The organism is Bradyrhizobium sp. CCBAU 53340 (assembly GCF_015291645.1).
In the GTDB taxonomy this organism is placed as follows: Bacteria; Pseudomonadota; Alphaproteobacteria; order Rhizobiales; family Xanthobacteraceae; genus Bradyrhizobium.
The window spans coordinates 1,382,304-1,403,739 of sequence record NZ_CP030055.1; the positions used below are offsets into that span (position 1 = coordinate 1,382,304).

21 protein-coding genes and 1 pseudogene are annotated in these 21,436 nt (G+C 64.2%); 10 read left to right on the forward strand and 12 right to left on the reverse strand.

The genetic code is table 11. From position 1 onward, the window contains the following. The first annotated feature begins 302 nt into the window (after positions 1–302). Together XH89_RS06475 and XH89_RS06480 are read left to right on the forward strand one after the other, a co-directional pair. Entirely contained in the window at positions 303–1,040 is a 738-nt protein-coding gene (locus XH89_RS06475) for a CoA transferase subunit A (protein ID WP_194466274.1), read from the forward strand. Continuing rightward, complete coding sequence (locus XH89_RS06480) at positions 1,040–1,690, forward strand: 3-oxoacid CoA-transferase subunit B (protein WP_194466275.1); 651 nt, start codon at positions 1,040–1,042, stop codon at positions 1,688–1,690. Before XH89_RS06475 ends, XH89_RS06480 begins: the two co-directional genes overlap by 1 nt. A 182-nt stretch (positions 1,691–1,872) precedes the next feature. Here the strand turns inward: XH89_RS06480 and XH89_RS06485 are convergent, their stop codons facing one another. From XH89_RS06485 to XH89_RS06495, 3 genes are all read right to left on the reverse strand, one after another. Then, positions 1,873–2,751: an SUMF1/EgtB/PvdO family nonheme iron enzyme gene (locus tag XH89_RS06485; RefSeq protein ID WP_194466276.1), complete on the reverse strand. Its 879-nt coding sequence runs from the start codon at positions 2,749–2,751 to the stop codon at positions 1,873–1,875. Between the two features lie 52 nt (positions 2,752–2,803). Beyond that, positions 2,804–3,901 carry a copper-containing nitrite reductase gene (gene nirK / locus XH89_RS06490; RefSeq protein WP_194466277.1) on the reverse strand — a complete coding sequence of 366 codons (1,098 nt, stop codon included), beginning with the start codon at positions 3,899–3,901 and terminating at the stop codon, positions 2,804–2,806. Between the two features lie 250 nt (positions 3,902–4,151). Further along, entirely contained in the window at positions 4,152–4,346 is a 195-nt protein-coding gene (locus XH89_RS06495) for a hypothetical protein (protein ID WP_194466278.1), read from the reverse strand. A 161-nt stretch (positions 4,347–4,507) separates the two neighbouring features. On the opposite strand from XH89_RS06495, the gene hemN reads away from it, so the two are divergent. Together hemN and XH89_RS06505 are read left to right on the forward strand one after the other, a co-directional pair. After that, complete coding sequence (gene hemN, locus XH89_RS06500) at positions 4,508–5,860, forward strand: oxygen-independent coproporphyrinogen III oxidase (protein WP_194466279.1); 1,353 nt, start codon at positions 4,508–4,510, stop codon at positions 5,858–5,860. 99 nt (positions 5,861–5,959) lie between these two features. Then, positions 5,960–6,157, forward strand: a complete 198-nt coding sequence (locus XH89_RS06505) for a DUF1858 domain-containing protein (RefSeq protein ID WP_194466280.1) — start codon at positions 5,960–5,962, stop codon at positions 6,155–6,157. A 133-nt stretch (positions 6,158–6,290) separates the two neighbouring features. On the opposite strand, the gene XH89_RS06510 is transcribed toward XH89_RS06505, so the two are convergent. Then, positions 6,291–7,001, reverse strand: a complete 711-nt coding sequence (locus XH89_RS06510) for a Crp/Fnr family transcriptional regulator (RefSeq protein WP_194466281.1) — start codon at positions 6,999–7,001, stop codon at positions 6,291–6,293. A 128-nt stretch (positions 7,002–7,129) separates the two neighbouring features. Here XH89_RS06510 and XH89_RS06515 point away from each other — a divergent pair, with 128 nt between their 5' ends. Further along, positions 7,130–8,341 (forward strand): NnrS family protein, encoded by a 1,212-nt coding sequence (locus XH89_RS06515; RefSeq protein ID WP_194466282.1) that lies wholly within the window; start codon positions 7,130–7,132, stop codon positions 8,339–8,341. A gap of 105 nt (positions 8,342–8,446) precedes the next feature. After that, complete coding sequence (locus XH89_RS06520) at positions 8,447–8,764, forward strand: antibiotic biosynthesis monooxygenase (protein WP_194466283.1); 318 nt, start codon at positions 8,447–8,449, stop codon at positions 8,762–8,764. A 12-nt stretch (positions 8,765–8,776) separates the two neighbouring features. On the opposite strand, the gene XH89_RS06525 is transcribed toward XH89_RS06520, so the two are convergent. Further along, positions 8,777–9,814 (reverse strand): AraC family transcriptional regulator, encoded by a 1,038-nt coding sequence (locus XH89_RS06525; RefSeq protein WP_194466284.1) that lies wholly within the window; start codon positions 9,812–9,814, stop codon positions 8,777–8,779. A gap of 204 nt (positions 9,815–10,018) precedes the next feature. On the opposite strand from XH89_RS06525, the gene XH89_RS06530 reads away from it, so the two are divergent. Beyond that, positions 10,019–10,639 carry a response regulator transcription factor gene (locus tag XH89_RS06530; protein ID WP_194466285.1) on the forward strand — a complete coding sequence of 207 codons (621 nt, stop codon included), beginning with the start codon at positions 10,019–10,021 and terminating at the stop codon, positions 10,637–10,639. Positions 10,640–10,809: 170 nt separating this feature from the next. Then, positions 10,810–12,495 carry a mucoidy inhibitor MuiA family protein gene (locus tag XH89_RS06535; RefSeq protein ID WP_194466286.1) on the forward strand — a complete coding sequence of 562 codons (1,686 nt, stop codon included), beginning with the start codon at positions 10,810–10,812 and terminating at the stop codon, positions 12,493–12,495. A gap of 149 nt (positions 12,496–12,644) precedes the next feature. Here the strand turns inward: XH89_RS06535 and XH89_RS06540 are convergent, their stop codons facing one another. The 4 genes from XH89_RS06540 to XH89_RS06555 all read right to left on the reverse strand — a co-directional run bounded on the left by XH89_RS06540 (position 12,645) and on the right by XH89_RS06555 (position 17,102). After that, entirely contained in the window at positions 12,645–13,541 is an 897-nt protein-coding gene (locus XH89_RS06540) for a carbohydrate ABC transporter permease (RefSeq protein WP_194466287.1), read from the reverse strand. Beyond that, positions 13,534–14,490 carry a carbohydrate ABC transporter permease gene (locus XH89_RS06545; protein WP_194466288.1) on the reverse strand — a complete coding sequence of 319 codons (957 nt, stop codon included), beginning with the start codon at positions 14,488–14,490 and terminating at the stop codon, positions 13,534–13,536. Before XH89_RS06545 ends, XH89_RS06540 begins: the two co-directional genes overlap by 8 nt. A gap of 136 nt (positions 14,491–14,626) precedes the next feature. Continuing rightward, entirely contained in the window at positions 14,627–15,967 is a 1,341-nt protein-coding gene (locus XH89_RS06550) for an ABC transporter substrate-binding protein (RefSeq protein WP_194466289.1), read from the reverse strand. A 91-nt stretch (positions 15,968–16,058) separates the two neighbouring features. Further along, the gene (locus tag XH89_RS06555) at positions 16,059–17,102 is read right to left on the reverse strand and encodes a C-terminal binding protein (protein ID WP_194466290.1); all 1,044 of its coding nucleotides are present in this window, start codon (positions 17,100–17,102) and stop codon (positions 16,059–16,061) included. A 245-nt stretch (positions 17,103–17,347) separates the two neighbouring features. Here XH89_RS06555 and XH89_RS06560 point away from each other — a divergent pair, with 245 nt between their 5' ends. Then, positions 17,348–19,033, forward strand: coding sequence for a methyl-accepting chemotaxis protein (locus XH89_RS06560; RefSeq protein WP_194466291.1), 1,686 nt, complete (start codon positions 17,348–17,350; stop codon positions 19,031–19,033). Between the two features lie 137 nt (positions 19,034–19,170). Here XH89_RS06560 and XH89_RS06565 read toward each other — a convergent pair. Together XH89_RS06565 and XH89_RS06570 are read right to left on the reverse strand one after the other, a co-directional pair. Further along, positions 19,171–19,559, reverse strand: a pseudogene (locus XH89_RS06565) (Bug family tripartite tricarboxylate transporter substrate binding protein); the annotation flags it as partial. Between the two features lie 117 nt (positions 19,560–19,676). Further along, positions 19,677–20,612, reverse strand: coding sequence for a DMT family transporter (locus tag XH89_RS06570; protein ID WP_194466292.1), 936 nt, complete (start codon positions 20,610–20,612; stop codon positions 19,677–19,679). A gap of 105 nt (positions 20,613–20,717) precedes the next feature. Here XH89_RS06570 and XH89_RS06575 point away from each other — a divergent pair, with 105 nt between their 5' ends. Further along, entirely contained in the window at positions 20,718–21,107 is a 390-nt protein-coding gene (locus XH89_RS06575; protein ID WP_194466293.1) for a DUF1330 domain-containing protein, read from the forward strand. A 60-nt stretch (positions 21,108–21,167) separates the two neighbouring features. Here XH89_RS06575 and XH89_RS06580 read toward each other — a convergent pair whose 3' ends face one another. Further along, a complete protein-coding gene (locus tag XH89_RS06580; RefSeq protein WP_194466294.1) occupies positions 21,168–21,404 on the reverse strand; it encodes a hypothetical protein in 237 nt (78 codons plus the stop codon). Positions 21,405–21,436: the final 32 nt, after the last annotated feature.

Genomic DNA, 21,436 nt, shown 5'->3' on the forward strand with positions numbered 1-21,436 from the left:
TCAATGGCATGTCCTGATCGGGTTGGTCGTTGGAGCCAGAGGGCGGGCCGGGAAACCTGCGCGCCCCACGCCCAAGCCTTTGTTAGGTTACAAGTCTTGTTACGTTAAGTGCCGCAACTTGATGGGTTTTCTTGTCGCTTTCAAGGCCGCGGACGGGTCTGCCCACGGCGTGGGCAGCTTCTAGCACCGGCGCTCGGAGCGGAGAACCCCGTATCATTGACGGCTTCGGACGATTTCGCCTAATAATCGCCGCCAATAGGGCGCGACGCCTTCAGGCCGCAGCTTCAGTTGAGGTTTTTTGCATGAACAAGGTCTATCCCGACGCCAAGTCGGCTCTTGAGGGCGTTCTCAGGGACAACATGATGATCATGTCGGGAGGCTTCGGCCTCTGCGGCATCGCCGAGGCGCTGTCGGATGCGATCCGCGACTCCGGCGTGAAGGGGCTGACGGTCGTCTCCAACAATGCCGGCGTCGACGGTATCGGCCTCTCCCGCCTGCTTGAAACCCGGCAGATCAAGAAGATGATCTCGTCCTATGTCGGCGAGAACAAGCTGTTCGCCCAGCAATTCCTCGCCGGCGAGCTGGAACTGGAATTCAACCCGCAGGGCACCCTGGCGGAGCGCATCCGCGCCGGCGGCGCTGGCATCCCGGCCTTCTACACCAAGACCGGCGTCGGCACGCTGATTGCCGAAGGCAAGGAAGTGAAGGAGTTCGACGGCGAGAAGTATCTGATGGAGCGCGGCCTGTTCGCCGACCTCGCCATCGTGCATGCCTGGAAGGGCGACACCGCCGGCAACCTGATCTACCGCAAGACTGCGCGCAACTTTAACCCGATGATGGCGACCGCCGCCAAGATCACGGTGGCCGAGGTCGAGCATCTGGTTCCGGCCGGTGAACTCAATCCTGATCACATCCACACGCCCGGCATCTTCGTGAAGCGTATCATCGAGGTCGGCACGGCCAAGAAGCGCATCGAATTCCGCAACACCCGTCCGCGCTCAGCGAGTGCGCCGGCGGCCGGCACTGGAGTTGAAGTCTGATGGCCTGGACCCGTGAACAGATGGCTGCGCGCGCCGCGAAGGAATTGCGTGACGGCTACTACGTCAATCTCGGCATCGGCATCCCGACGCTGGTCTCGAACTACATCCCCGACGGCATGGATGTCAGCCTCCAGAGCGAGAACGGCATGCTCGGCATGGGCCCGTTCCCCTTTGAGGGCGAAGAGGACGCCGACCTGATCAACGCCGGCAAGCAGACCGTGAGCGAGTTGCCCTCGACCTCGTATTTCTCGAGCGCCGATTCGTTCGGCATGATCCGCGGCGGCCACATGGATCTGTCGATCCTCGGTGCCATGCAGGTGGCCCAGAACGGCGATCTCGCCAACTGGATGATTCCCGGCAAGATGGTCAAGGGCATGGGCGGCGCGATGGACCTCGTCGCCGGCGTCAAGCGCGTCGTCGTGGTGATGGAGCATTCCGCCAAGGACGGTGCCAAGCTGTTGAAGAAGTGCAACCTGCCGCTGACCGGCGAGCGCGTCGTCGATATGGTCGTCACCGATCTTGCCGTCTTCACTATCGACAAGCATGGCAACGGTGGCATGGCGCTGATCGAGCTCGCCGACGGCGTCACGCTCGACGAGGTCAAGGCCAAGACCGAGGCCGAATTCCGCGTCGCGCTGAAGAACACGTAAGGTCGCGATTACGAACGATCAGGATGGCCGGGCTTCGTCCCGGCCATTTTTGTTTGGCGCCCTGCAAGTCGTGAGGCAGCAGGTCGCTTCCACATCCCCGGTCTCGTCCTGACCTGGTACGCAATTGCGCACTAGGCCAGTACGACATTGGAGAGGCCCGAGCGCGCTCCCGGTGCCATCGGTCAAGATCGTACAGGCCACACCTTGCTCCACCGTGCCGACACGCTCGCCATCCACGACCGTTCCTCCCGCACCAGGCGGAAGCCGAGATTGGCGGGCGGTACGCCCTGCGCGCAGCCGCCAGCGCGGGCGTCGCGGATGAAGTCGGTGACATAGGCGCGGTGCGCGCCTTCGGCGACGCGCACGCCGCAATTCACCGTGGGCCGGGCGGCGCTGCCTGATGCGTCGACACGCGAGCGCACGAAGCAGGTTGAGGTCCACTCCCAGACATTGCCGGCGAGATCGGAGACGCCGCGCTCGTTCAAGCCGAACTTGCCGAACGGATAAGCCGTGGTGTCGGAGAGATCGCGCTCGGATTCGCGCTCGTAGCGGCTGATCCAGCGCTTCGCCGGATCATTCGCGTCGACCGGCACGCCGTCATCCTTGAACCGGGAGCCCGCGGCGAACGCCCATTCCGTATCGCTCGGCAGGCGGTAATGATGGCCGGTCTTGCGCGACAGCCAGTCCGCATAGGCCTGCGCATCGTGCCAGTTCACCTGCACGACGGGACGATCGGGTGCGATCGCCGCGTCGCGATCGAGCGCGTGGCACCCGCCGTCCTGGACGCAAAGCTGGTAGTCGGCCGAGGAGACCTGCTCGCGCATGATGTGAAGCGGGTGCGTGAACTGCAACGCACGTAGCGGTGCCTCGGCCTGCTGCCCGGCCCGCGTGAAGTCGCCGGCCTCGCGATAAGCGAAGCTGCCCGCGGCGATCTCGACGATCGCAGGCTCGCCCAGCGTGCCGCGCGTCGTCATCTCGGAAACCAGCGGTGCGACAGCCAGCGGTCCTGCGAAGCCGGCGGCGCAGGCCAGTGCCAGTTTGAGCTTGAATGCAATCAGCATGGTCGTCCCCCGAAAGAAGAAGGGGCCGGTCGTCGCCGGCCCCTTCTCACCTCTAGTTGGTGTTGGCGGGCGGTATTTCTGCAGGCGCCTTCACCTGGGTCATCAGATCGTCGTTCCACTTGCCTTCGACCTTGAAGTGCGCGGTAGCGCCGAGGTCGGCGGCTTCGATCAGATTATGCGTGACATACGCGTAGATGCCGGGCTGCAGGAACTTGTACATCGCAGCTCCCGCCGAGCCGCCGCGGATGAACCAGGTCTCGAGTCCGGTTTCCGGCGGGTTGGAGAACTTGCCGGTCTCCCAGACATAGTCGCCATGGCCGCCGATCAGATGCGGACGGCTGTCGCGGTTGGCCTGCGAATGCACGATCAGCACGTTCTCGCCGACATTGGCGGTCAGCGCATTCTTGCCGGTGAGTGCGCCGACCTTGCCGTTGAACACGACATGGGTGGGGGTCAGCTTCTTCATGACCTCTTCGGTGTCGGTGAAGGCTTCGCCCGGCGAGTCGTAGGACTTGAAATTGCCCTTCTCGTCGCGCGGCACGTACATGTCCTGCTCGCCGATATAGTAGATCTTGTCGTATTTCAGCGCGTGGCCCTTGCCGTCGTTGAGGCCGTCACGCGGCAGCACCATCACGGCGCCGTTCATGCCGGAGACGACGTGCCAAGGGATCATCGGGCCGCCCGGCGCGCAGTGATAGACGAATACGCCGGTCCGCGTCGCCTTCCAGCGCAGCACGACCTGCTCGCCGGGATTGATCAGGGTGAGCGCGCCGCCCCCGAGTGCGCCGGTCGCGGCATGGAAGTCGATGTTGTGCGGCATCGTGTTGGTCGCGGGATTGACCAGCGTCACTTCGACGTAGTCACCCTCATGCGCGACCATCAGCGGACCAGGCATGGAGCCGTTGAAGGTCATGGCCTGGAACGTGGTGCCCTTCTCGTCGATCACGACCTTCTTCTCCTGGATCGTGAGCGTGAACTCGAGGATCTTGGGACCCTGCTTGGTCGCCTGTTCGTGCGCATGCACGAAGGGCGGCGCGACCAGCTCGACCTTCTGGCGCGGCAACTTGAGATCCTCGGCCGCGAAGGCGGGCACTGCCAGCATCAAGGCGGTCGCGGCGGCACTGATCAATGCGGCTCTGCGGGTGAACATCGGAAGCATCCTTCATCTGAAATGGTTTTGATGACGGATGCAGTGTGCGCCTGTTGCGGCAAGAGTGTTTGCGCTGCGACAAGCTTTTGCCGGATTCGCCTCCGGTAAACTCCCTAAGGGTTGCCGAAGGATCGGAGGTACGAAAGGCGCGACGGCAAGTCACGCAACACGAGTCGCGCCATCAGCCGCGTCAACGGCAAATCATTCGCATGTTCAGTTGCGTTCGATCGTGAATGATCCGTCGCGTCGATCAGAGAAAGTCGATCGCGACCCAGACTGCAAGCGAGAGTCCGGCGAGCACGGTGGCCCCAACGGCCAGCACGCGCATGAGTTTGCCTGCGCCGGTGGCTGGCGCGACGGGAACGGGACGAAAGTCATCGAAGCGCGGGATATGGCCGCGAATATCGGCAAGCCAGAGAATGAGATCGAGCGCGAACGGCGCCATGGCCTATCTCCCAAGGGGGCGATGATCAAACATTACCATGGGCCCAATCCGGCGCTCGGACTTTGAGCAAGCGCAAGGTCATCATGCGGGAAACGGGTAATCTAATGCCATCCGGATTCCGCCGCGACCGTCAGCGGCATCAATTTACGAATGGGTAAGACATGAGGATCGATCTCGCAGCCAACTATGGCGAGGAGCGTCTGCCGCGCTACACGAGCTATCCCACCGCTCCGCATTTTTCGCCGGCCATCGGCGCCGAGACCTATGCGCGCTGGCTGTCCGAGCTTCCCGGCGACGTCAGTGCGTCGCTTTATCTGCACGTGCCGTTCTGCCGCGAGATGTGCTGGTATTGCGGCTGCCATACCCAGATCGTCCGCCGTGACGGACTGATTGCGGGATATCAGCGGACGCTGTGTAGCGAGATCGCGCAGGTCGCCGAGACCATCGGTCGCCGTATCAAGGTCGAGCACATCCATTTCGGCGGCGGCACGCCGACGATCATGGCGCCGGATGCTTTTGCCGAGCTGATGGCGACGATGCGCCGTGCCTTCTTCGTGCTGCCCTCGGCTGAGATTGCGGTCGAGATCGACCCGCGGACTCTGACTGCAGAGATGGTCGAGGCCATGCGGCTCTCCGGCGTCAACCGCGCAAGCCTCGGGGTGCAGAGTTTCGATCCCACCGTGCAACGCGCGATCAATCGCGTGCAGAGCTATGAGCAGACCGCTTCCGTCGTCGACATGCTCCGCAATGCCGGGATCAAGGGACTCAATTTCGACCTGATCTACGGCCTGCCGCATCAGACCATTGCGTCCTGTCTGGACACGGTGCGGCGTTCGCTCGCGCTCGCGCCGGCCCGCTTCTCGGTGTTCGGCTACGCGCATGTGCCTGATTTCAAGAAGCATCAGCGCATGATCCATGAGAGTCATCTGCCTGATAGCCTCGCGCGACACGACCAGGCCTGCGCCATCGCCAACGCGCTGAAGGAGGCCGGTTATGTCCAGATCGGCCTCGACCATTTCGCGCGTCCCGATGATGCCATGGCCGTGGCCTTCGAGCAGGGGACGCTGCGGCGCAATTTCCAGGGCTACACCACCGACCAGGGCGAGGTGCTGCTTGGCTTCGGTGCCAGCGCGATCGGGCATCTGCCGCAGGGCTACGTTCAGAACGCGGTGCAGATCGGCGCTTATCAGCACAGCATCGCGGATGGCCGGTTCGCCACGGCGAAGGGCTATCGGCTCACCGACGACGACCGGCTGCGCGCCGACATCATCGAGCGGATCATGTGCGAGTTCGGTGTCAATCTCGGCGACATCTGCGCCCGCCATGGCGTAGAGCCGGAGGCGATGTTGCGGTCGGCCCCGCGGCTGAAGTCACTGATCTCCGACGGAGTGGTGAGATTGGAGGGCGACCGTATTGCGGTTGCGAACGACTCGCGCTTCCTGGTCCGCAGCGTCGCCGCCGCGTTCGATGCGCATCTGGATCCTGGAAAGCAGTTGCATAGCCGGGCGGTGTAATTCACCTCGCGCCGCGCGCCGAGAAGCAGCGATCAGCTTGCGCTTCAACAAAGAAAATCCGGCCACCTCCGCTATCTTCAATTCGGAACGGAGTTGTCCATGCCTTTCCGATCTGACGATTTGGTCGACGACATCATGCGTACGGCGCCGCACACGATCCGCGTGTTCCTCGCCTTCAAGATGGCCTGTGTTGGCTGTCCGATCGCAACCTTCCACACCGTAGACGACGCCTGCCGCGAGCATGGCATCGACCGCGACAAATTCCTGTCTGCGCTGGGCGATTGCGTGCCGGCATGAGGGGAATCGGAATCTGCGCGGGGGGCGCGCGGATTCCCGGGTGAGGGAGTGCTTTCGCCGCAAGCGAAAGCGCCCTCACTCCTAATTTTTGTGTTCGCCTCTCCCCGTAAGAACGGGGAGAGGGAGCGGATAGCTACGCCGCGCCGCCGTCCGGGCTTCGCTCGGCCAGCACGACGATCCGGTGCGGTTCGCGCAGGATGATGCGCTGACGGCCGCTCTCGACAAGCCCCTGGCCCTCCCAGCCGCTGAGGATGCGGCTCACCGTGTGCAACGTGGTGCCGGTCATCTGGGCAATGTCCTGGCGGCTGATCGGGAAGTCGATCTCGACGCCGTGCTCCAGCTTCTTGCCGGATTGGTTGGCGAGCCGCAGCAGCGCATGCGCAACGCGCTGCTCGACCTGCTGGGTCGACATTTCCAGGATGCGGGTATGGCTCTCCTGCAGCCGCTTGCCGACGGTCTGCATCGTATTCGCCGCGAGCGCGGGAAACCGTTCGATCAGCCGCGGCCAAGCCGAGGTCGGCCAAATCAGCACCACGCTGTCATCGACCGCCATGGCGGTCGCCGGGTAACGCGCGGCGCCGATCGCCATCGCGAGCCCGAAAGTCTCGCCGGGCGCGACATAGCGCACCACGATCTGCTCGCCGGTCGGCGTGGTCTTGGCCGCGCGGACATGGCCGTGCAGCAGCAGGAAGAAGGACTGCGCGTCCGCGCCCTGCTCGAAGATGGCGGTGTTCTTGGGATACCGCACTGAACGGGCCTCGCGCAGGATCTCGTCGAGATCGTCAGGCTTGACGCCTGAGAACAGCGGCAAATGCGCAACCAGCGATGTGTCGACCTTGGCCATTCTGCCTCCTTGGCATCAGGGAGTGTGATGGCACCTGCAATCGCCCTGCAGTTTGCGATAGCGCAAAATCAGCGAGGCGGACGGCAGTATTTTTCCAGACAACAACTTGAGTTCACAGGAGTTGCCCTATGGCTGGTGCCCGATCCCGTAATTTTGCGGGCTGGCCGTTGTTTGCGAACAGTTTCCGGCCCTTCTTCCTGTTCGCTGCGATCCAGGCCGGGCTGTCGATACTGGTCTGGCTGCCGATGTTCTATGGCGAGCTGTCGGTGACGTCGGCCTTCGCCCCGCGGGACTGGCATGTCCACGAGATGCTCTATGGTTTCCTGCCCGCGGTGATCACGGGCTTCTTGTTCACGGCGATCCCGAACTGGACCGGGCGGCTGCCGATCCAGGGCGGGTCACTTGGGGCACTGCTGGTGGTCTGGCTCGCAGGGCGTGTCGCAGTGGCACTGTCCGCCGAGATCGGCTGGGCGGTCGCGCTTGTCGTCGACGCCGCCTTCCTGGCGCTGGTCGTCGCGGCCGCAACCCGCGAGATCATCGCGGGCAGCAACTGGCGCAATTTGCCGGTGGTGGTGCTCGTGCTCTTGCTGCTGTCAGGCAATGTCGCCTTCCATCTTGAAGCACATTATGAAGGCGCGGCCGATGTCGGCATTCGCGTCGGGATCAGCGTGGTCGTGCTGCTGATCTCGCTGATCGGCGGCCGCATCATCCCGAGCTTCACCCGCAATTGGCTGGTCAAGTTCAACACCGGCCGCTTGCCGGTGCCGTTCGGACGCTTTGATGGCGCGGTGATCGGATTGAGCGCGCTCGCGCTGATCGGGTGGATCGTGGAACCGCTGAACATGATCACCGGCACCGTCATGGCGCTGGTCGGCGCATTGCACCTCGTGCGGCTTGCGCGCTGGGCCGGTGACCGCACCGCGGGCGAGCGGCTGCTGCTGATCCTTCACGTCGGTTACGTCTTCGTGCCATCAGGCTTCCTGCTGAACGCCCTGGCCGGCTTCGGCGTGCTGCCGCCGAGCGCCGGCATTCACGCCTGGATGACGGGGGCGGCTGGTATCATGACGCTTGCTGTCATGACGCGCGCAAGCCTCGGCCATACCGGGCAGGCGTTGACGGCCTCACCCGTCACGCAAGGCATCTACGCTGCGATCATCGTCGCCGCGCTGGCGCGGGTCTCCGCGGTGCTGCTGCCCGCTCATAGCGATGTGCTCTTGCATATCGCGGCCTGTGGCTGGATCGTCGCGTTCCTCGGCTTTGCCGCCGCGTTCGGCCCGCTGCTTGCCGGCAATCCCCGGCGCGCGCTCGCCATCATGGGCGTGGCGGCCCCGGCACGTTGAAATTTCTTGCCGGCGTAACAAACGTCGTGGTCGATCCGAAACTATCTTTCGAGCTGCGTCTGCTGTTAGCTTGGCGCGGAAAAGCGATTGAGGAATGGATCGAAAATGATCGGCGAAGTCGTTGTGATTGGCGGTCTAAAGCTGCGGGATGGCGTTCCGCTTGAGGAGTATGATCGACTGGGCGAGCGCATGTACGATATTGTCAGCGCCATGCCAGGCTTTCAGTCGGTTAAGTCATTCAAGGCCGAGGATGGCGAGGAGCTGACCGTGTTTCGTTTTGCGTCGGAGGGCGCACTCGAGGCTTGGCGTACGCATCCGGAACACATCGAGGCGATGAAGCGCGGGCATGCCGAATTCTATGCCAGCGGCCTCTTGCAGATTTGCAAGGTTATCCGCGAAGTCGGTCCCTTCGAGCACGCCTAATTTGAGTGTGAGCTAGGCCGCGCTGGCCGACGATGCGCCGGCGGGTTGCGCCAGCGGGCGCGCGCCTTTGCGCCAATCGGTGATGGTGCAGCCGAAGCGGCCGCGAAACCAGCGGGCCATGGCGCTCTGCGCGGAAAAGCCGAGCTGTGCGGCGATATCCGCCAGCGGCCGGCCGGGGTCCCCGATCAGCTGGATCACGAGATCGGCGCGCTGCGCGTCAAGGATGGCCGAGAAGCTGGTGCCCGATGCGGCCAAATGCCGGTGGATGGTGCGGCGGGTGCAGGCGAGATGCTCGGCCACGCGCTCGACGGTGCAGTCGCCGGTCGCGAGCAGGCTGCGCACGACCTCGTCGACCTTCTCGTCCCAGCTTGCCGGCCGGGTTTCGATCGCCTCGATGCGCTTGCGCAAGTAGCTCGCGATCAGGGGATGCGCGCTTGGAATCCGCCGCTCCATGTCGTGCGCCGACAGCAGGATCGCATCCTCCTCCGCGTTGAAGATCACGCGGCAGCCGAAGAAGTCGCGGTAGCGCTTGCGGTCGTGCGGAGGCGGGTAGCGCAGGTGAACTTGCTGCGGCCGCCAATCGCTGCCGAACAGTGACTGGATGATACGGTGGACGCTGCCCAGCGCCATGTCGATCGACTGGCGCGACGCGGTCGGTCGCCGCCCCCGCAGATGCAATCTGACCGCCACGGTCTGCCTGTCCCTGACGATCTCGAGCTTCATGCCGTCATGATAGACATGGATGAAGCGAGAGAACGCTTCGATGGCCTCGCCAACCGTCGCCTGTTCGCGCACGATTAGGCCGACCGCACCGAAATTGGTGAGCCCGCCACGCTCGGCGAGGCGCAGGCCGAAATCGTCGACACCGGATTCCTCCGCCGACATTTCGAGCAAGCGACGCAGACTTGCAACGGCGATGGGGGTGTCAGGCTCGTCGAGCACGGCCAGCGGTAGCCGCGTCTTGCGCATCATCTGCTTGGGGTCGAGCCCGACCGACCGGGCGACCTCCGGGTAGTAGCTCAGGCCTGCGCTGCGAATGAGGTCGGTCATGCGACCAGTTCCTGTCGGCCATTCCCGCAGATGTCCCGAAATGTAAAGCTTCTGTCCCGATCCGTCAAATCCGGGAACAGGACGGAACATACATAAGGGACAGCGACGCACCGGCGGGAATGCCGTGGGCATGACGGCGCAGCAGGGCGGTGGGCCCCGCAGCCGTCTCGTATCATTTGACCAAGACATTGCTGGATCGGGATTATGCCGGGGAACACGTTTTCCAAGGGCGAGGTATTCGTCATCGACACTGACGCTGCCTGCCGCGAAGAACTGTCCAGTGCGCTTCAACAGAGCGCCTATGACGTGATTTGCTTTGCCGACAGCGCATCGCTTCTATCGGAGGCAAAGGCGAGGATGCCGGCCTGCGTGCTGCTGGAGATGCCGCCGGATCGCTCCGCCCTCGACATGCTCAGGCGTCTGCGCGAGGCGAATTGCATGGCGCCGGTGCTGGTGACCTCGGCGAACGGCAGCATCGCCATGGCGGTCGACGCGATCAAGAGCGGCGCGGCGGACTTCATCGAGAAGCCGTTCCGCACCCACGACATCATCGGCCGGATCGACGCTGCGATCGACGAATACATCCAGCCCGACTCGAGCCGGCAGCGCTGGCTGCCCGGTTGCGCCCCCCTGACCTTGCGCGAAGGTGACGTGCTGGCGCATCTCGTTGCTGGCCGGACCAACAAGGAGATCGCCCGGCGGATGCATCTGAGCGCGCGCACGGTCGAGGGCTATCGCGCCAGCATCCTGAAGAAGGCTGGTGCCAAGAACGTGACCGATCTGCTCCGCCGCATCTTCGGCCAGGGCTCGCCCACGCAGGTCTGACGATCTCCGCCGGGGGGACGGCGCGTTCCACGGCCATGGTGCCGCCGCAGCTGCGCCCCACGGAAACCCCAATCGAACCAGTTCCTTCCCTGCCGCGTCTCACCACGATGGCGTGGCATGTTTTCGCGCGTCCGGCTGGCGGCGCGGCGATATCGGCAGGGAGAAATTTGATGCGCATGATCGCAAGATGTCTGGCGACGACGAGCCTGGTCCTGATGACCGCAACGCTCGCTTCGCCCTCATGGGCCGCCGATGTGGATGCCACATCGGCTATCGACGCCGTCACCGTCTATCCTGATGGCGCCACCGTCACCCGCGTGATTGCGATCGACCTGGCCTCCGGGGACTCGACGCTGGTTGCCAAGGATTTTCCGCTCTCGCTCGACCCATCCTCGCTCCGCGTCGAGGGCGAAGCGACTGCGAAACTCACCATCGGCACGATCGATGCGCGGCCGCCCCGCGCAGCGGCGCCGGTCAATCTGCCCGAGCTCGACAAGCGTATCGAGGCGCTCAACGACGAGCGCGCCGACCTGCAGGGCACGATCGATGCCGCGTCCTCCAGGCGCAAATTCGCGGAGCGCTTTGCCGAAGCATCTCCCGCCGGCCTTGGCGAGAAGGGCGAAGCGCGCCCGATCACCGAATGGCGCGCGGCGTTCACCGCCGTGGCGGAGGAAGTCGCGGCCGCCGACACTGCGATCCGCGATGCGACGCGAAAGCAGCGCGAGATCGATCGCCAGATCGCGCAGCTCGAGGCCGACCGATCCGCCAAGCCGCCAAGCAAGCTCGAGGTGCGCATCGACGTCGCCTCGGCCGCCGCGACGAAGGCGACGCTGCGGGTCACCTACACGGTGCGCAACGCGCGCTGGCTGCCGCTCTATGACGCCCGGCTCGACACCGGCGCCAAAGATCGCAAGCCGCAGCTCGAACTGGTCCGCCGTGCGGAAGTAACGCAGTCGACCGGCGAGGACTGGTCGAATGTCGCGCTCGGCGTTTCCACGGTCCGTATCGCCCGTGGCGGCAGCGCGCCAGAGCTCGGCTCGCTGGTCGCGCAATATCCGCAGGTGCCGAAGCCGTTGGCGGCGAGCTCGATGCCGGACAGCGCGCGCTTGCGCTCCGCGCTGGCGCCTGCCCCGGAGCCTTCGCTAGCCGATAAGGTCCAGCGGTTCAAATTTGGCCCAGGAACGACCTTCGCCGAGCTGGAGGCAACCCCCGAGATCGGTGACTTCCAGGCGACTTTCAAGATTCCCGGCCGCGTCAGTCTCGGCGCCGCCGAGGGCGCCAAGAGCCTGCGCATCGCCTCCATGAGCGTGCCGGCTGATCTTGCGGTGCGCGCCGCACCGGTGCAGGACCCCACCGCCTTCCTCGAAGCCAGCTTCAAGCAGACCGACGACACGGCGCTTTTGCCGGGCAAGGTCGCGATCTATCGTGACGGCGTTTTTGTCGGCCGCGGCAAGCTCTCGGCCTCGGCCAAGGACGATATCGTGCGGCTCGGCTTCGGCGCCGACGACAAGGTCAAGGTCGAGCGCGCGGTGCTCAAGCGCAACGAAGGTTCGGCCGGCCTCTTGGTCACGACGTCGAAGACCGACGAGCGCGCGTTCAAGACCACCGTGCGCAACGGTCATGATTTCCCGATTCACGTCGCGATCGAGGATCAGCTGCCGGTCAGCGAAAACGAGGACATCATCGTCGAGATGCTGCCCGCGACCACGCCCCCCACGGCAAAGGACATCCGCGACAAGCGTGGTGTGCTGGAATGGTCGTTCGATGCCAAGCCCGGCGAGGTCAAGGACATCAACTTCGCCTGGCGTGTCCGCTGGCCCAAGGACAAGAGCATGGTGATCGTGCCGTCGGGCTAGATTGCAAGCCACGACAGCGGTTCACTCCCTCTCCCGCTTGCGGGAGAGGGTTGGGGTTGAGGGCTTTCTCCTCTGGGAGAGCCTTCGTCGTCGAGACACCCTCTCCCGACCCTCCCCCGCAAGCGGGGAGGGGAAGGAGAGGAGCGCGGTTACTCCTTCACCGCGCCAGTCAGCGATGACACGTAATAGTCCACGAACAGCGAATAGAAGATCGCAACCGGCAGCGAGCCGAGCAGCGATCCCGCCATCAACGCGCCCCATTGGTAGACGTCGCCGGTGACGAGCTCGGTCAGGATCGCGACCGGCACGGTCTTGTTGGCGCCGCTCTGGATGAAGGCGAGCGCGTAGATGAACTCGTTCCAGGACAGCGTGAAGGAGAAGATGCCGGCCGAGATCAGGCCGGGCACCGCGAGCGGCAGCGTGATCCGCCGCAGGATCTGCAGGCGCGTGGCGCCGTCGACCAATGCGCATTCCTCGAGCTCATAGGGGATCGACTTGAAATAGCCGATCAGGAGCCAGGTGCAGAACGGCACCAGGAAGGTCGGATAGACCAGGATCAGCGCCATCGGCGAGTCGAACAGGCCGAACTGCACCACCACGGTCGCGAGCGGGATGAACAGGATCGACGGTGGCACGAGATAGGCGAGATAAATGCCAAGGCCGACATAGGGACTGCCGCGGAAGCGCAGGCGCTCGATCGCGTAGGCGGCAAGCGTGCTCGCGATCAGCGACAGCGTGGTCGCCCCGATCGCGACCAGCATCGTGGTCCACAGCCAGCGCGGATAGGCGGTCTCGAACAGGAGGTGCTTGATATGCGCCAGCGTCGGCGAGGAAATCCAGAACGGGTTGTGCTCCTTATAGTTCATCAGCTCCGCGTTCGGCTTGAACGAGGTGATCGCCATCCAATAGAACGGAAACAGCAGGATCAGCACAAAGCAGCCAAGCGGCAGATAGATCATCATCAGCCGCCGCAGCCCGGAATCCCAGGCCATGGTGTCGGGGGCTGCTTTCGCGTCGACTGAGACTTGCGCGACCGTATCAGTCATTGGCTTCTCCCTGCTGCCATTTGCGGCGCGCCAAGCCGAAATAGGAGAACAGCGTCGCGAACACCAGGAACGGGATCATCGACACCGCGATCGCCGCGCCTTCTCCGAGCTCGCCGCCGGCGATGCCGCGCTGGAACGCCAGCGTTGCCAGCAAATGCGTCGAATTGCCCGGCCCGCCGCGGGTGATGGCGTAAACCAGCTGGAAGTCGGTAAAGGTGAAGATGATCGAGAACGTCATGACGATGGCGAGGATCGGCATCATCATCGGGAAGGTGATGTAGCGGAAGCGCTGCCAGGCGCTGGCGCCGTCGAGCATCGCGGCCTCGTAGAGCGAGGGCGAGATGGTCTGCAGGCCTGCCAGCAGCGAGATCGCGACGAAAGGAATGCCGCGCCAGATGTTGGCGGCGATCAGCGAGAACCGCGCCGGCCAAGGCGAGCCGAGGAAGTCGACATTGCTCGACTTCCAATGCAGCACGTCGACCAGCAAATAGGAGATGATCGAGAACTGCGGATCGTAGATCCACCAGAACGCCAGCGCCGAAAGCACCGTCGGCACGATCCAGGGCAGCAGGATGATCGCGCGCAGCACGCTCTTGAACGGAAAATGGTTGTTGAGCAGCAGCGCCAGCCAGAAGCCGAGCGCGAACTTTCCGAAGGTCGCTATGCCCGTGTAGACCACGCTGTAGAACACCGCGTTCCACCACAGCGAATCGGTGAGCAGATACTGGAAATTCTCGAGGCCAATGAACTCGCCCTTCCGCCCGATCGTGGTGTCGGTGAAGGCGAGCCAGATGCCGAGCCCGAGCGGATAGGTCAGGAACACCGCAAGCAGCCCGAGCGCGGGCGCGAGGCACATCGCGACCAGGAAGGGCTTGTAGTCGAACAGGCGAACGAGCCAGTTCGGTTGTCGCTGTGCCAGCGCGGGAGAGGAGAGGGTCGTCACGGACATCAGGGCTTTGGCCTCCTCTTGAAAGTCGCTCCACCGTCATTGCGAGGAGCGGAGCGACGAAGCAATCCAGGCTGTCGCCGCGTAGACGGACTGGATTGCTTCGCTCCGCTCGCAATGACGGCGGCGCTGTCAGTGCTTACTTCTGCCGCCGGAAATACCGCTTGCAGCGCTGCTCGGCTTCCGCGGCCGCGGCCTCGGGCGTGGCCGCGCCGGTCGCAACGGAGGCGAACATCTGGATCAGCACGTAGTCGGCGCTGACGGCACCGGTCGCCGTCGAGATCGGACCGGCATAGCCGTCGTAATAGGTGCTGTTCATCGTATCCTTGAAGATCGCGACCTTGGGATCACCTTTCCACACGGCGGCCTCCGCGTAGGCGGCGAGCGGCTGCGCCCAATAGCCGGAATTGGCATTGAGCCACGGCTCGTACTGGTCCTTCTCCAGCATGTACTGCAGGAACGCCTTTGCGGCGTTGGGATACTGGCTGTGCTTGAACACCATGGCGTTCAGCGTCAGGCCCGCCATCGGCGAGACCTTGGCGACGCCCTTCGGCAGCAATTGATGTTCGCTGTCGTCGGCGATGGCCTTGGTCGCGGGATCGTTCTTCAGCGAAAAATACAGCGAGACGCCGTTGGCGGTCAGCGAGATCTCCTGCGCGGAATAGGCGCGGTTGTTGCTGACGTCGTTCCACGACGTCGTGCCGGCGATGAAGGTCGGGTAGAGCTGCTTGACCCAGTTCAGCGCGGCAATGGTCTCCTTGCTGTTGATGGTGACGTTGCCATCCGGATCGAGCAGGGCCGCGTTGTGCGACCACAGCGCCCAGCTCGCAAAGCCGTTGCCGTCACCCTTGGCGTTGCCGAGCGCGAAGCCGGCGGGCTTGCCGGCCTTCTGCAGCTTCTGGCAGAGGTCGAGAATGCCGGCATGGTCTTCCGGCACCTTGTCGAAGCCGACCGATTGCAGGATCGATTTGCGGTAGATCAGGGGGCCAGCGGACGCGCCGAACGGCAGGCCGATCCAGGTGTCGCTCTTGTTCTTCTTGCCGTAGCGCTGCGCCAGCGGCAGCCAGCCGCCGTAGCGCTTGCCGACATAGTCGGCGACGTCGGTCAGCTCGATCAGCTTGTCGATATAGATGTGCGGCGCATCGGAGAAGCCGATGATGATGTCGGGGCCGGCTCCGGAATTGGCGGTCACGGCGGTCTGCTGGTTGATATCCTCCCAGCCGACGAAGTCGACCTTGACCTCGACGCCGGTCTCCTTGGTGAACTTCGCCGCATTGGCGCGGAACACGTCCTCGTCGGCCTGGACGAAGCGGACCGGCCGCAGCATGCGCAGGCTTGCGCCCTTTTCGATCTCGCGTTTGGGCGCCGGGACGTCGGCGGCTTTGATGTTTGAAGTTTGCGCTGCAGCACCAGTGGCGGCGAACGTCGCAGCAGACAGGCCCAGCGCCAAGGCATCACGACGTGTGATGTCATTCCTCATCAGTTCCTCCCTATGATGTCTCCCTTCCCGGCGTTGATCGCCGGTGAAGGGCCGTTTCGGTCTTTCGGCGCGCGATTTGCGGCCTGCCGCCTTAGCTGTTCGGGCCGCGATCCATGCCGACGGGTTGCCAGCGGCGGAGCGCGGTGTCTTGCAGCACCGACGGGTTGACGCAGCTTACCGGCCACATGCCCTGAAGCACCAGTGACAATTCGTAGCCCACCCGGCGCTTGCGCGCCTCGTCGAACCGTGCCGAGGCCGAGGCGACATGGGCGGTCAGGGTCACGTTCTCCATGCCGAGCAGCGGGTTGTTGTGCGAGGGCGGTTCCTTCTCCAGCACATCGAGCGCGGCATGCGCGATCCAGCCCTCCTGCAGCGCCTTGATCAGGCTTTCCTCGTCGACGGTGGCGCCACGCCCGGTGTTGATGAAGATCGAGCCCTTCTTCATCTGCCGAAAGTGTTTCTCGGTGAGCATGTGATGCACTTCGGGCCGGGCGGGAGCGTGCATCGAGACGAAGTCGGATTGCGACAGCACTTCGTTCAGCGTCGCCGGAATGACGCCGTGGTCCCACATCAAGGTTTCCTGGATGAAGGGATCGTATGCCATCATGCGCAGGCCGAAGGGAGCTGCGCGCTTCGCAACCGCGCGCGCGACGCGGCCGAACGAGACGAATCCGAGCGTCTGTCCCATCAGTCGCGGAATCTTGAGCAGCGCCGGCCGGCCCTCGGCCCAGCGTCCGGTGCGCACCATCTTGTCCTGCTCGACCAGGCGGCGGAAGCCTGACAGCAGCAGCATCATGGCGTGGTCGGCGACCTCCTCGATGAAGGTGTCGGGGATGTTGGTGACGGGAATGCCACGCGCGGTCGCCGCCTTGACGTCGACGCTGTCGACGCCGACCGAGCCGAGCGTGATGACCTTGCAGCTCTGCAAGCTGTCGATGATGGTCTTGGTGATCGGGATGCCCTTGGCGTAGATCGCGTCGGCATTCTTCGCGGCGGCGATGAACTCGGCCTCGTTGGCCGGCGCCTCGACGATCTCGGCATCGATCGGATCGAGCGCCTCGCGCTCGTAGGAATAGTCGCTGCCGGCGACCGTGAAGCTCGCGCCCTTCGGCGTCACCACCCTGTATTTCGGCATGTCCTGCTCCCGATTTGTTTTGTCGGTTCTTGTTGCGGGCCCGGCCTTCTGGCGGGCCTTTGCGTCTTTTACGCGAAATCGGTGCGGTCGCGTACAATTCACGGTTGCCGGTGCGGTGATTTATTTGCCGGGCTTGGGAGCAGCGTCCGGGCTTCTACGGAGGCATGTAAGGAACTTGCTAAGGGGTCCGACAATAAAAGTTGATCCAAATCAAAAGGCCTGCGCTGCCACCTGAGGAGCCCATCGTGAAGTTGAGCAACCTGAAGATCGCCCCGAAGCTTGGCATCCTTGTCGGGGTCACGCTGCTTGGCCTGTGCATCTCCGGAGTCCTGGCCGGTTACCTGATGAAGCGCGCCATGATCGATGCGCGCATCGATCAGACCAAGGCGATCGTCGATCTCGCCCGCAACTATGCGGCTGCGCTGAAGAAGCGTGTCGACGCCGGTGAGCTGACGAAGGATGCGGCCATGGCCGAGCTTCGTCGCTACGGCAATGCGATGACCTACGATAACGGCTCGGGCTATCTGTTCGGCACGTCTTACGACGGTATCACCCAGCTCGCGCCCGATCCGAAGCAGATCGGGATGAACCGCATGGACGTCGTGACCAATGGTCGCAAGCTCTCGGTCGAGCTGATGGAAGGCGTCAAGGCCAACGGTTCGATCCTGCTGTACTACGAATATGTGAAGCCCGGTCAGGAAACGCCGATCCGCAAGATCGGCTACGCGGTGGCCGTTCCCGGCTTCGACATGTATCTCGGCACCGGCGCCTATCTCGAGGACATCGATGCCAAGATGAGCCCGGTCTACTGGCTGCTCGGCCTTGCCATGCTCGGCATCGTCATCGTCGCCGGCAGCGTCGCCTGGATGATCGGCCGCAGCATCAGCCGTCCGCTGGCGCTGCTCGGCACGCGCATGAAGGATCTCGCCGAGGGCAAGCTTGACGGCGACATCCCCGGCGTCGGCCGCGGTGACGAGGTCGGCGCGATGGCGTCGACCGTCCAGATCTTCAAGGACAACGCGGTCCGCATCCGCGAGATCGAGAAGAGCGAGCTGGACGCCAAGGATCGGGCCGCGACGGACCGTCGCCGCGCGATGGAAGATATCGCCAACGACTTCGAACGCAGCGTCAACGGCATCGTCCGCTCGGTCTCCTCGGCTGCGGCCGGCATGCAGTCGACCGCGCAGTCGATGACCGCGACCGCCAGCGATGCCTCCTCGCGCGCGGCAACGGTCGGCGCGGCCTCGCAAAAGGCCTCCGGCAATGTCGGCACGGTTGCGGCGGCCGCGGAAGAGCTGTCGAGCTCGGTTGCGGAAATCTCCCGCCAGGTGACGCGTTCGACCGAGGTCGCGGGCCGTGCCGTCAGCGATGCCGAACGCACCAACGCCACGGTGCAGGAGCTTTCGACCGGCGCCGAGAAGATCGGCGAGGTGGTCAAGCTCATTCATTCGATCGCGGCGCAGACCAATCTGCTCGCGCTCAACGCCACCATCGAGGCGGCGCGCGCCGGTGAATCCGGCCGCGGCTTCGCCGTCGTCGCCTCCGAGGTCAAGGCGCTGGCCAACCAGACCGCCAAGGCGACCGAGGAAATCTCCGCGCAAGTGGCGGCGATGCAAACCTCGACCAGCGACGCGGTCGCCGCGATCGGCGGCATCACCCAGACCATCGCCGAGATGAGCGAGATCACCGCCGGCATCTCGGCCTCGATCGAGCAGCAGGGCGAAGCGACGCGCGAGATTGCGCGCAACATCCAGTCGGTCGCGGCCGGCTCGAGCGAGATCAATGCCCATATCGGCAGCGTCACCTCGGCCGCGGAAGCGACCGGCACGGCGGCCGGCGACGTGCTGACCAACGCCCGCGAGCTGGACCACCAGTCCGGCGCGCTGCGCAGCGCGGTGGACGGCTTCCTCGCCAAGGTCCGCGCGGCGTAAGACGGGTCCGTGCCCCGGGCGCAGCGCAGCACATAGTGATGCGTTGCTGAACCGGGGCCCATGCTGGCGGCATTCTGGGTCCCGGCTCTGCGTCGCGTCATTTCATGCCGCGCCGCGTTCCGGGACAAGAGAGCGTCCTACTGCTTCTCGATCCCGGCGTCCCGGATCAGCCGCTCCCACAGCACCAGTTGCTCGTTCACGAATGTGCCGAGCTGTTCCGGCGTGCCCGAAAACGCATCCATGCCGAGGGTGGCAAGCTGGGTCTTGATCTCCGGCTTCTCGACGATCTTGCGGATCTCGGTGTCGAGCCGCGTGACGATCTCCCTGGGCAGGCCGGCTGGTCCGAAGTAGCCCTGCTATGGCCGGCCTCCTGCATCGAGGGCAGGTTCGGCACCAGCGGCGAGCGGTCCTTGGTGGTGACGGCGAGCGCCCGCAGCGCGTTGCCGTTGACGTGGGGCAGGCCGGTCAGAATGTCCACGAACATCATGGAGACGCGTCTGCCCATGACGTCGTTGAGCGCCGGCGGTTGGCGTGGAAGCTAGCCGGTCCACGTTGGATTCGGAAGGAGCTCTCGTGCCCCGGGCGCAGCACGTAGTGGTGCGCTGCGCCCGGGACACGAGAGCAGTGCGTCCGCGATACGGAATTACTTCACCGCCGAGCCCTGGCGCGAGGCGATGACGACGCCGGCGAGCACCAGCGCGTAGCCGATCAGGTGGAACGGCTGCAGCTTTTCGCCGAGCAGCAGGATCGCCATCGCCGAGCCGAACACCGGCACCAGGTGGAAGAAGGGCGCGGCGCGGTTCGGCCCGATCAGCGCGACGCCGCGATTGAAGAAGAGATAGGCGAGCGTGGACGGGAAGATCAGGATGTAGCCGAGCGTCATCAGCGTCACGGCGTCGAACTGGATGACATTGCCCTGCCAAGCCTCCCAGACCGCCGCCGGCAGCAGGATCGTGGCGCCGCAGCAGGTGGTGAAGGACAGGAACGACAGCTGGTGGATTTTCGGCCGGCGCGGGATGAAGGCGGAGTAGAGCCCGAACGCCACCAGCGAGGAGGCGAACATGATGTCGCCCCGGTTGAACGAGATGCCGGCCAGCGCCGCGAGATCGCCGCGCAGAATGATGACCAGCACGCCGATCAGCGAGATCGCGATGCCGCCAAGCTGGCCGCCGGTCAGTCGCACGCCGAACAGCACCAGAGACCACAGCGCCACGAACAGGGGACCTGCTGACTGGATCAGCAGCGCGTTCAGCGCCTCGGTATATTGCATCGCCCAGTAGGAGATCGCGTTGTTGAAGGCAAAGCCGACCAGCGACAGGAACAGCATCAGGGGCAGGCTTTTGCGCAAGGCTGGCCAGTCGCGCTTCAGATGTGGCCATGAAAACGGCAGCAGAATCAGGAATACGCCGAACCAGCGGATCGTGGTCACCGTCAACGGCGGCACATGCGCGCCGACATGGCGCGCGATCACGATGTTGCCGGCCCAGAACAGCGAGCTCAGGCTGAGCAGCAGATAAGGCTGGTTGTTGAGCCAGCTGGCCGGGTTCGAGGCAGGTGGCGCGGGCGAAGCAATCGTCATTGGCGTCGATTGCGAGCTTGCGCCGGATCGCCCTCGTGGCACAAGTCACGCCGCCGCAATGCTACAATGCAGGCAAGACCCGAGGAGGTGCCTTTGGCGGTCAATATGTTGAACATTCAGGGGCTCGAAGCGCTCGAGCCGCATGCGCCGGTGGTGATGCTCAACCTGATGCGCTTTCACCCGCACTCGCTCGACGGCGATGGTTCGGGGTGGGATGCTTATCTTCGTTACAGTGCGATCACCGTGCCAATGATCAAAGCGCGTGGCGGCACCTTGCTGTGGACCGGTGAGGCCAAGGCGGTCGCGCTTGGACCTTACGATGGCAACGCGTGGGACTTCGTCGCGCTGGTCTATTATCCCTCGGTCGCAGCTTTCCTGGACATGATGACGTCGGAGACCTACGAGACGCGGGCCGATCCGCATCGCATCAACGGCTGTGCCGAGCACGTCATCATCGCGTTGAACGAAGCCTACAGCAAGTTCAGGACGACATAAGGCGCGCTCTTCCTGCTCCCGCGGGGAGAGAAGGAAGAGCTGAGCGCGAGACGCCTGGTCTCAGTGCCCGGGGTCGCCCTTTTTGGGCTGTTTCATCGGTTTCGGTTTGGATTTCTTGCCCGAGGTGCCGTCCGAGGTCCGCGGCATGTTGGGCGGTTCAGGCTGCGGGTTGAGGGCAAGCTGGATGGCCTGGGCCGTGGTCGTGCTGGTCGCGTCGTGTCCGGCCTGGTTGGACGCGGTTGAAGGCAGGATCGAGAGCAGAAGCAGCACAGCAGTCGTGGTCAGAACTCTGGGCATGGTGTCTCTCCGTGATATCGAAGCTCCGTCAA

What these genes read in the sequence shown, in the direction of transcription:
- XH89_RS06555 (WP_194466290.1), bottom strand. Translation starts at nt 17,102, where the DNA reads ATGCCGAAATACAGGGTGGTGACGCCGAAGGGCGCGAGCTTCACGGTC.
- XH89_RS06540 (WP_194466287.1), bottom strand. Translation starts at nt 13,541, where the DNA reads ATGACTGATACGGTCGCGCAAGTCTCAGTCGACGCGAAAGCAGCCCCC.
- XH89_RS06520 (WP_194466283.1), top strand. Translation starts at nt 8,447, where the DNA reads ATGATCGGCGAAGTCGTTGTGATTGGCGGTCTAAAGCTGCGGGATGGC.
- XH89_RS06580 (WP_194466294.1), bottom strand. Translation starts at nt 21,404, where the DNA reads ATGCCCAGAGTTCTGACCACGACTGCTGTGCTGCTTCTGCTCTCGATC.
- XH89_RS06550 (WP_194466289.1), bottom strand. Translation starts at nt 15,967, where the DNA reads ATGAGGAATGACATCACACGTCGTGATGCCTTGGCGCTGGGCCTGTCT.
- XH89_RS06575 (WP_194466293.1), top strand. Translation starts at nt 20,718, where the DNA reads ATGTTGAACATTCAGGGGCTCGAAGCGCTCGAGCCGCATGCGCCGGTG.
- XH89_RS06480 (WP_194466275.1), top strand. Translation starts at nt 1,040, where the DNA reads ATGGCCTGGACCCGTGAACAGATGGCTGCGCGCGCCGCGAAGGAATTG.
- XH89_RS06525 (WP_194466284.1), bottom strand. Translation starts at nt 9,814, where the DNA reads ATGACCGACCTCATTCGCAGCGCAGGCCTGAGCTACTACCCGGAGGTC.
- XH89_RS06510 (WP_194466281.1), bottom strand. Translation starts at nt 7,001, where the DNA reads ATGGCCAAGGTCGACACATCGCTGGTTGCGCATTTGCCGCTGTTCTCA.
- XH89_RS06495 (WP_194466278.1), bottom strand. Translation starts at nt 4,346, where the DNA reads ATGGCGCCGTTCGCGCTCGATCTCATTCTCTGGCTTGCCGATATTCGC.
- hemN (WP_194466279.1), top strand. Translation starts at nt 4,508, where the DNA reads ATGAGGATCGATCTCGCAGCCAACTATGGCGAGGAGCGTCTGCCGCGC.
- XH89_RS06475 (WP_194466274.1), top strand. Translation starts at nt 303, where the DNA reads ATGAACAAGGTCTATCCCGACGCCAAGTCGGCTCTTGAGGGCGTTCTC.
- XH89_RS06485 (WP_194466276.1), bottom strand. Translation starts at nt 2,751, where the DNA reads ATGCTGATTGCATTCAAGCTCAAACTGGCACTGGCCTGCGCCGCCGGC.
- XH89_RS06535 (WP_194466286.1), top strand. Translation starts at nt 10,810, where the DNA reads ATGCGCATGATCGCAAGATGTCTGGCGACGACGAGCCTGGTCCTGATG.
- XH89_RS06505 (WP_194466280.1), top strand. Translation starts at nt 5,960, where the DNA reads ATGCCTTTCCGATCTGACGATTTGGTCGACGACATCATGCGTACGGCG.
- XH89_RS06545 (WP_194466288.1), bottom strand. Translation starts at nt 14,490, where the DNA reads ATGTCCGTGACGACCCTCTCCTCTCCCGCGCTGGCACAGCGACAACCG.
- nirK (WP_194466277.1), bottom strand. Translation starts at nt 3,901, where the DNA reads ATGTTCACCCGCAGAGCCGCATTGATCAGTGCCGCCGCGACCGCCTTG.
- XH89_RS06530 (WP_194466285.1), top strand. Translation starts at nt 10,019, where the DNA reads ATGCCGGGGAACACGTTTTCCAAGGGCGAGGTATTCGTCATCGACACT.
- XH89_RS06515 (WP_194466282.1), top strand. Translation starts at nt 7,130, where the DNA reads ATGGCTGGTGCCCGATCCCGTAATTTTGCGGGCTGGCCGTTGTTTGCG.
- XH89_RS06570 (WP_194466292.1), bottom strand. Translation starts at nt 20,612, where the DNA reads ATGACGATTGCTTCGCCCGCGCCACCTGCCTCGAACCCGGCCAGCTGG.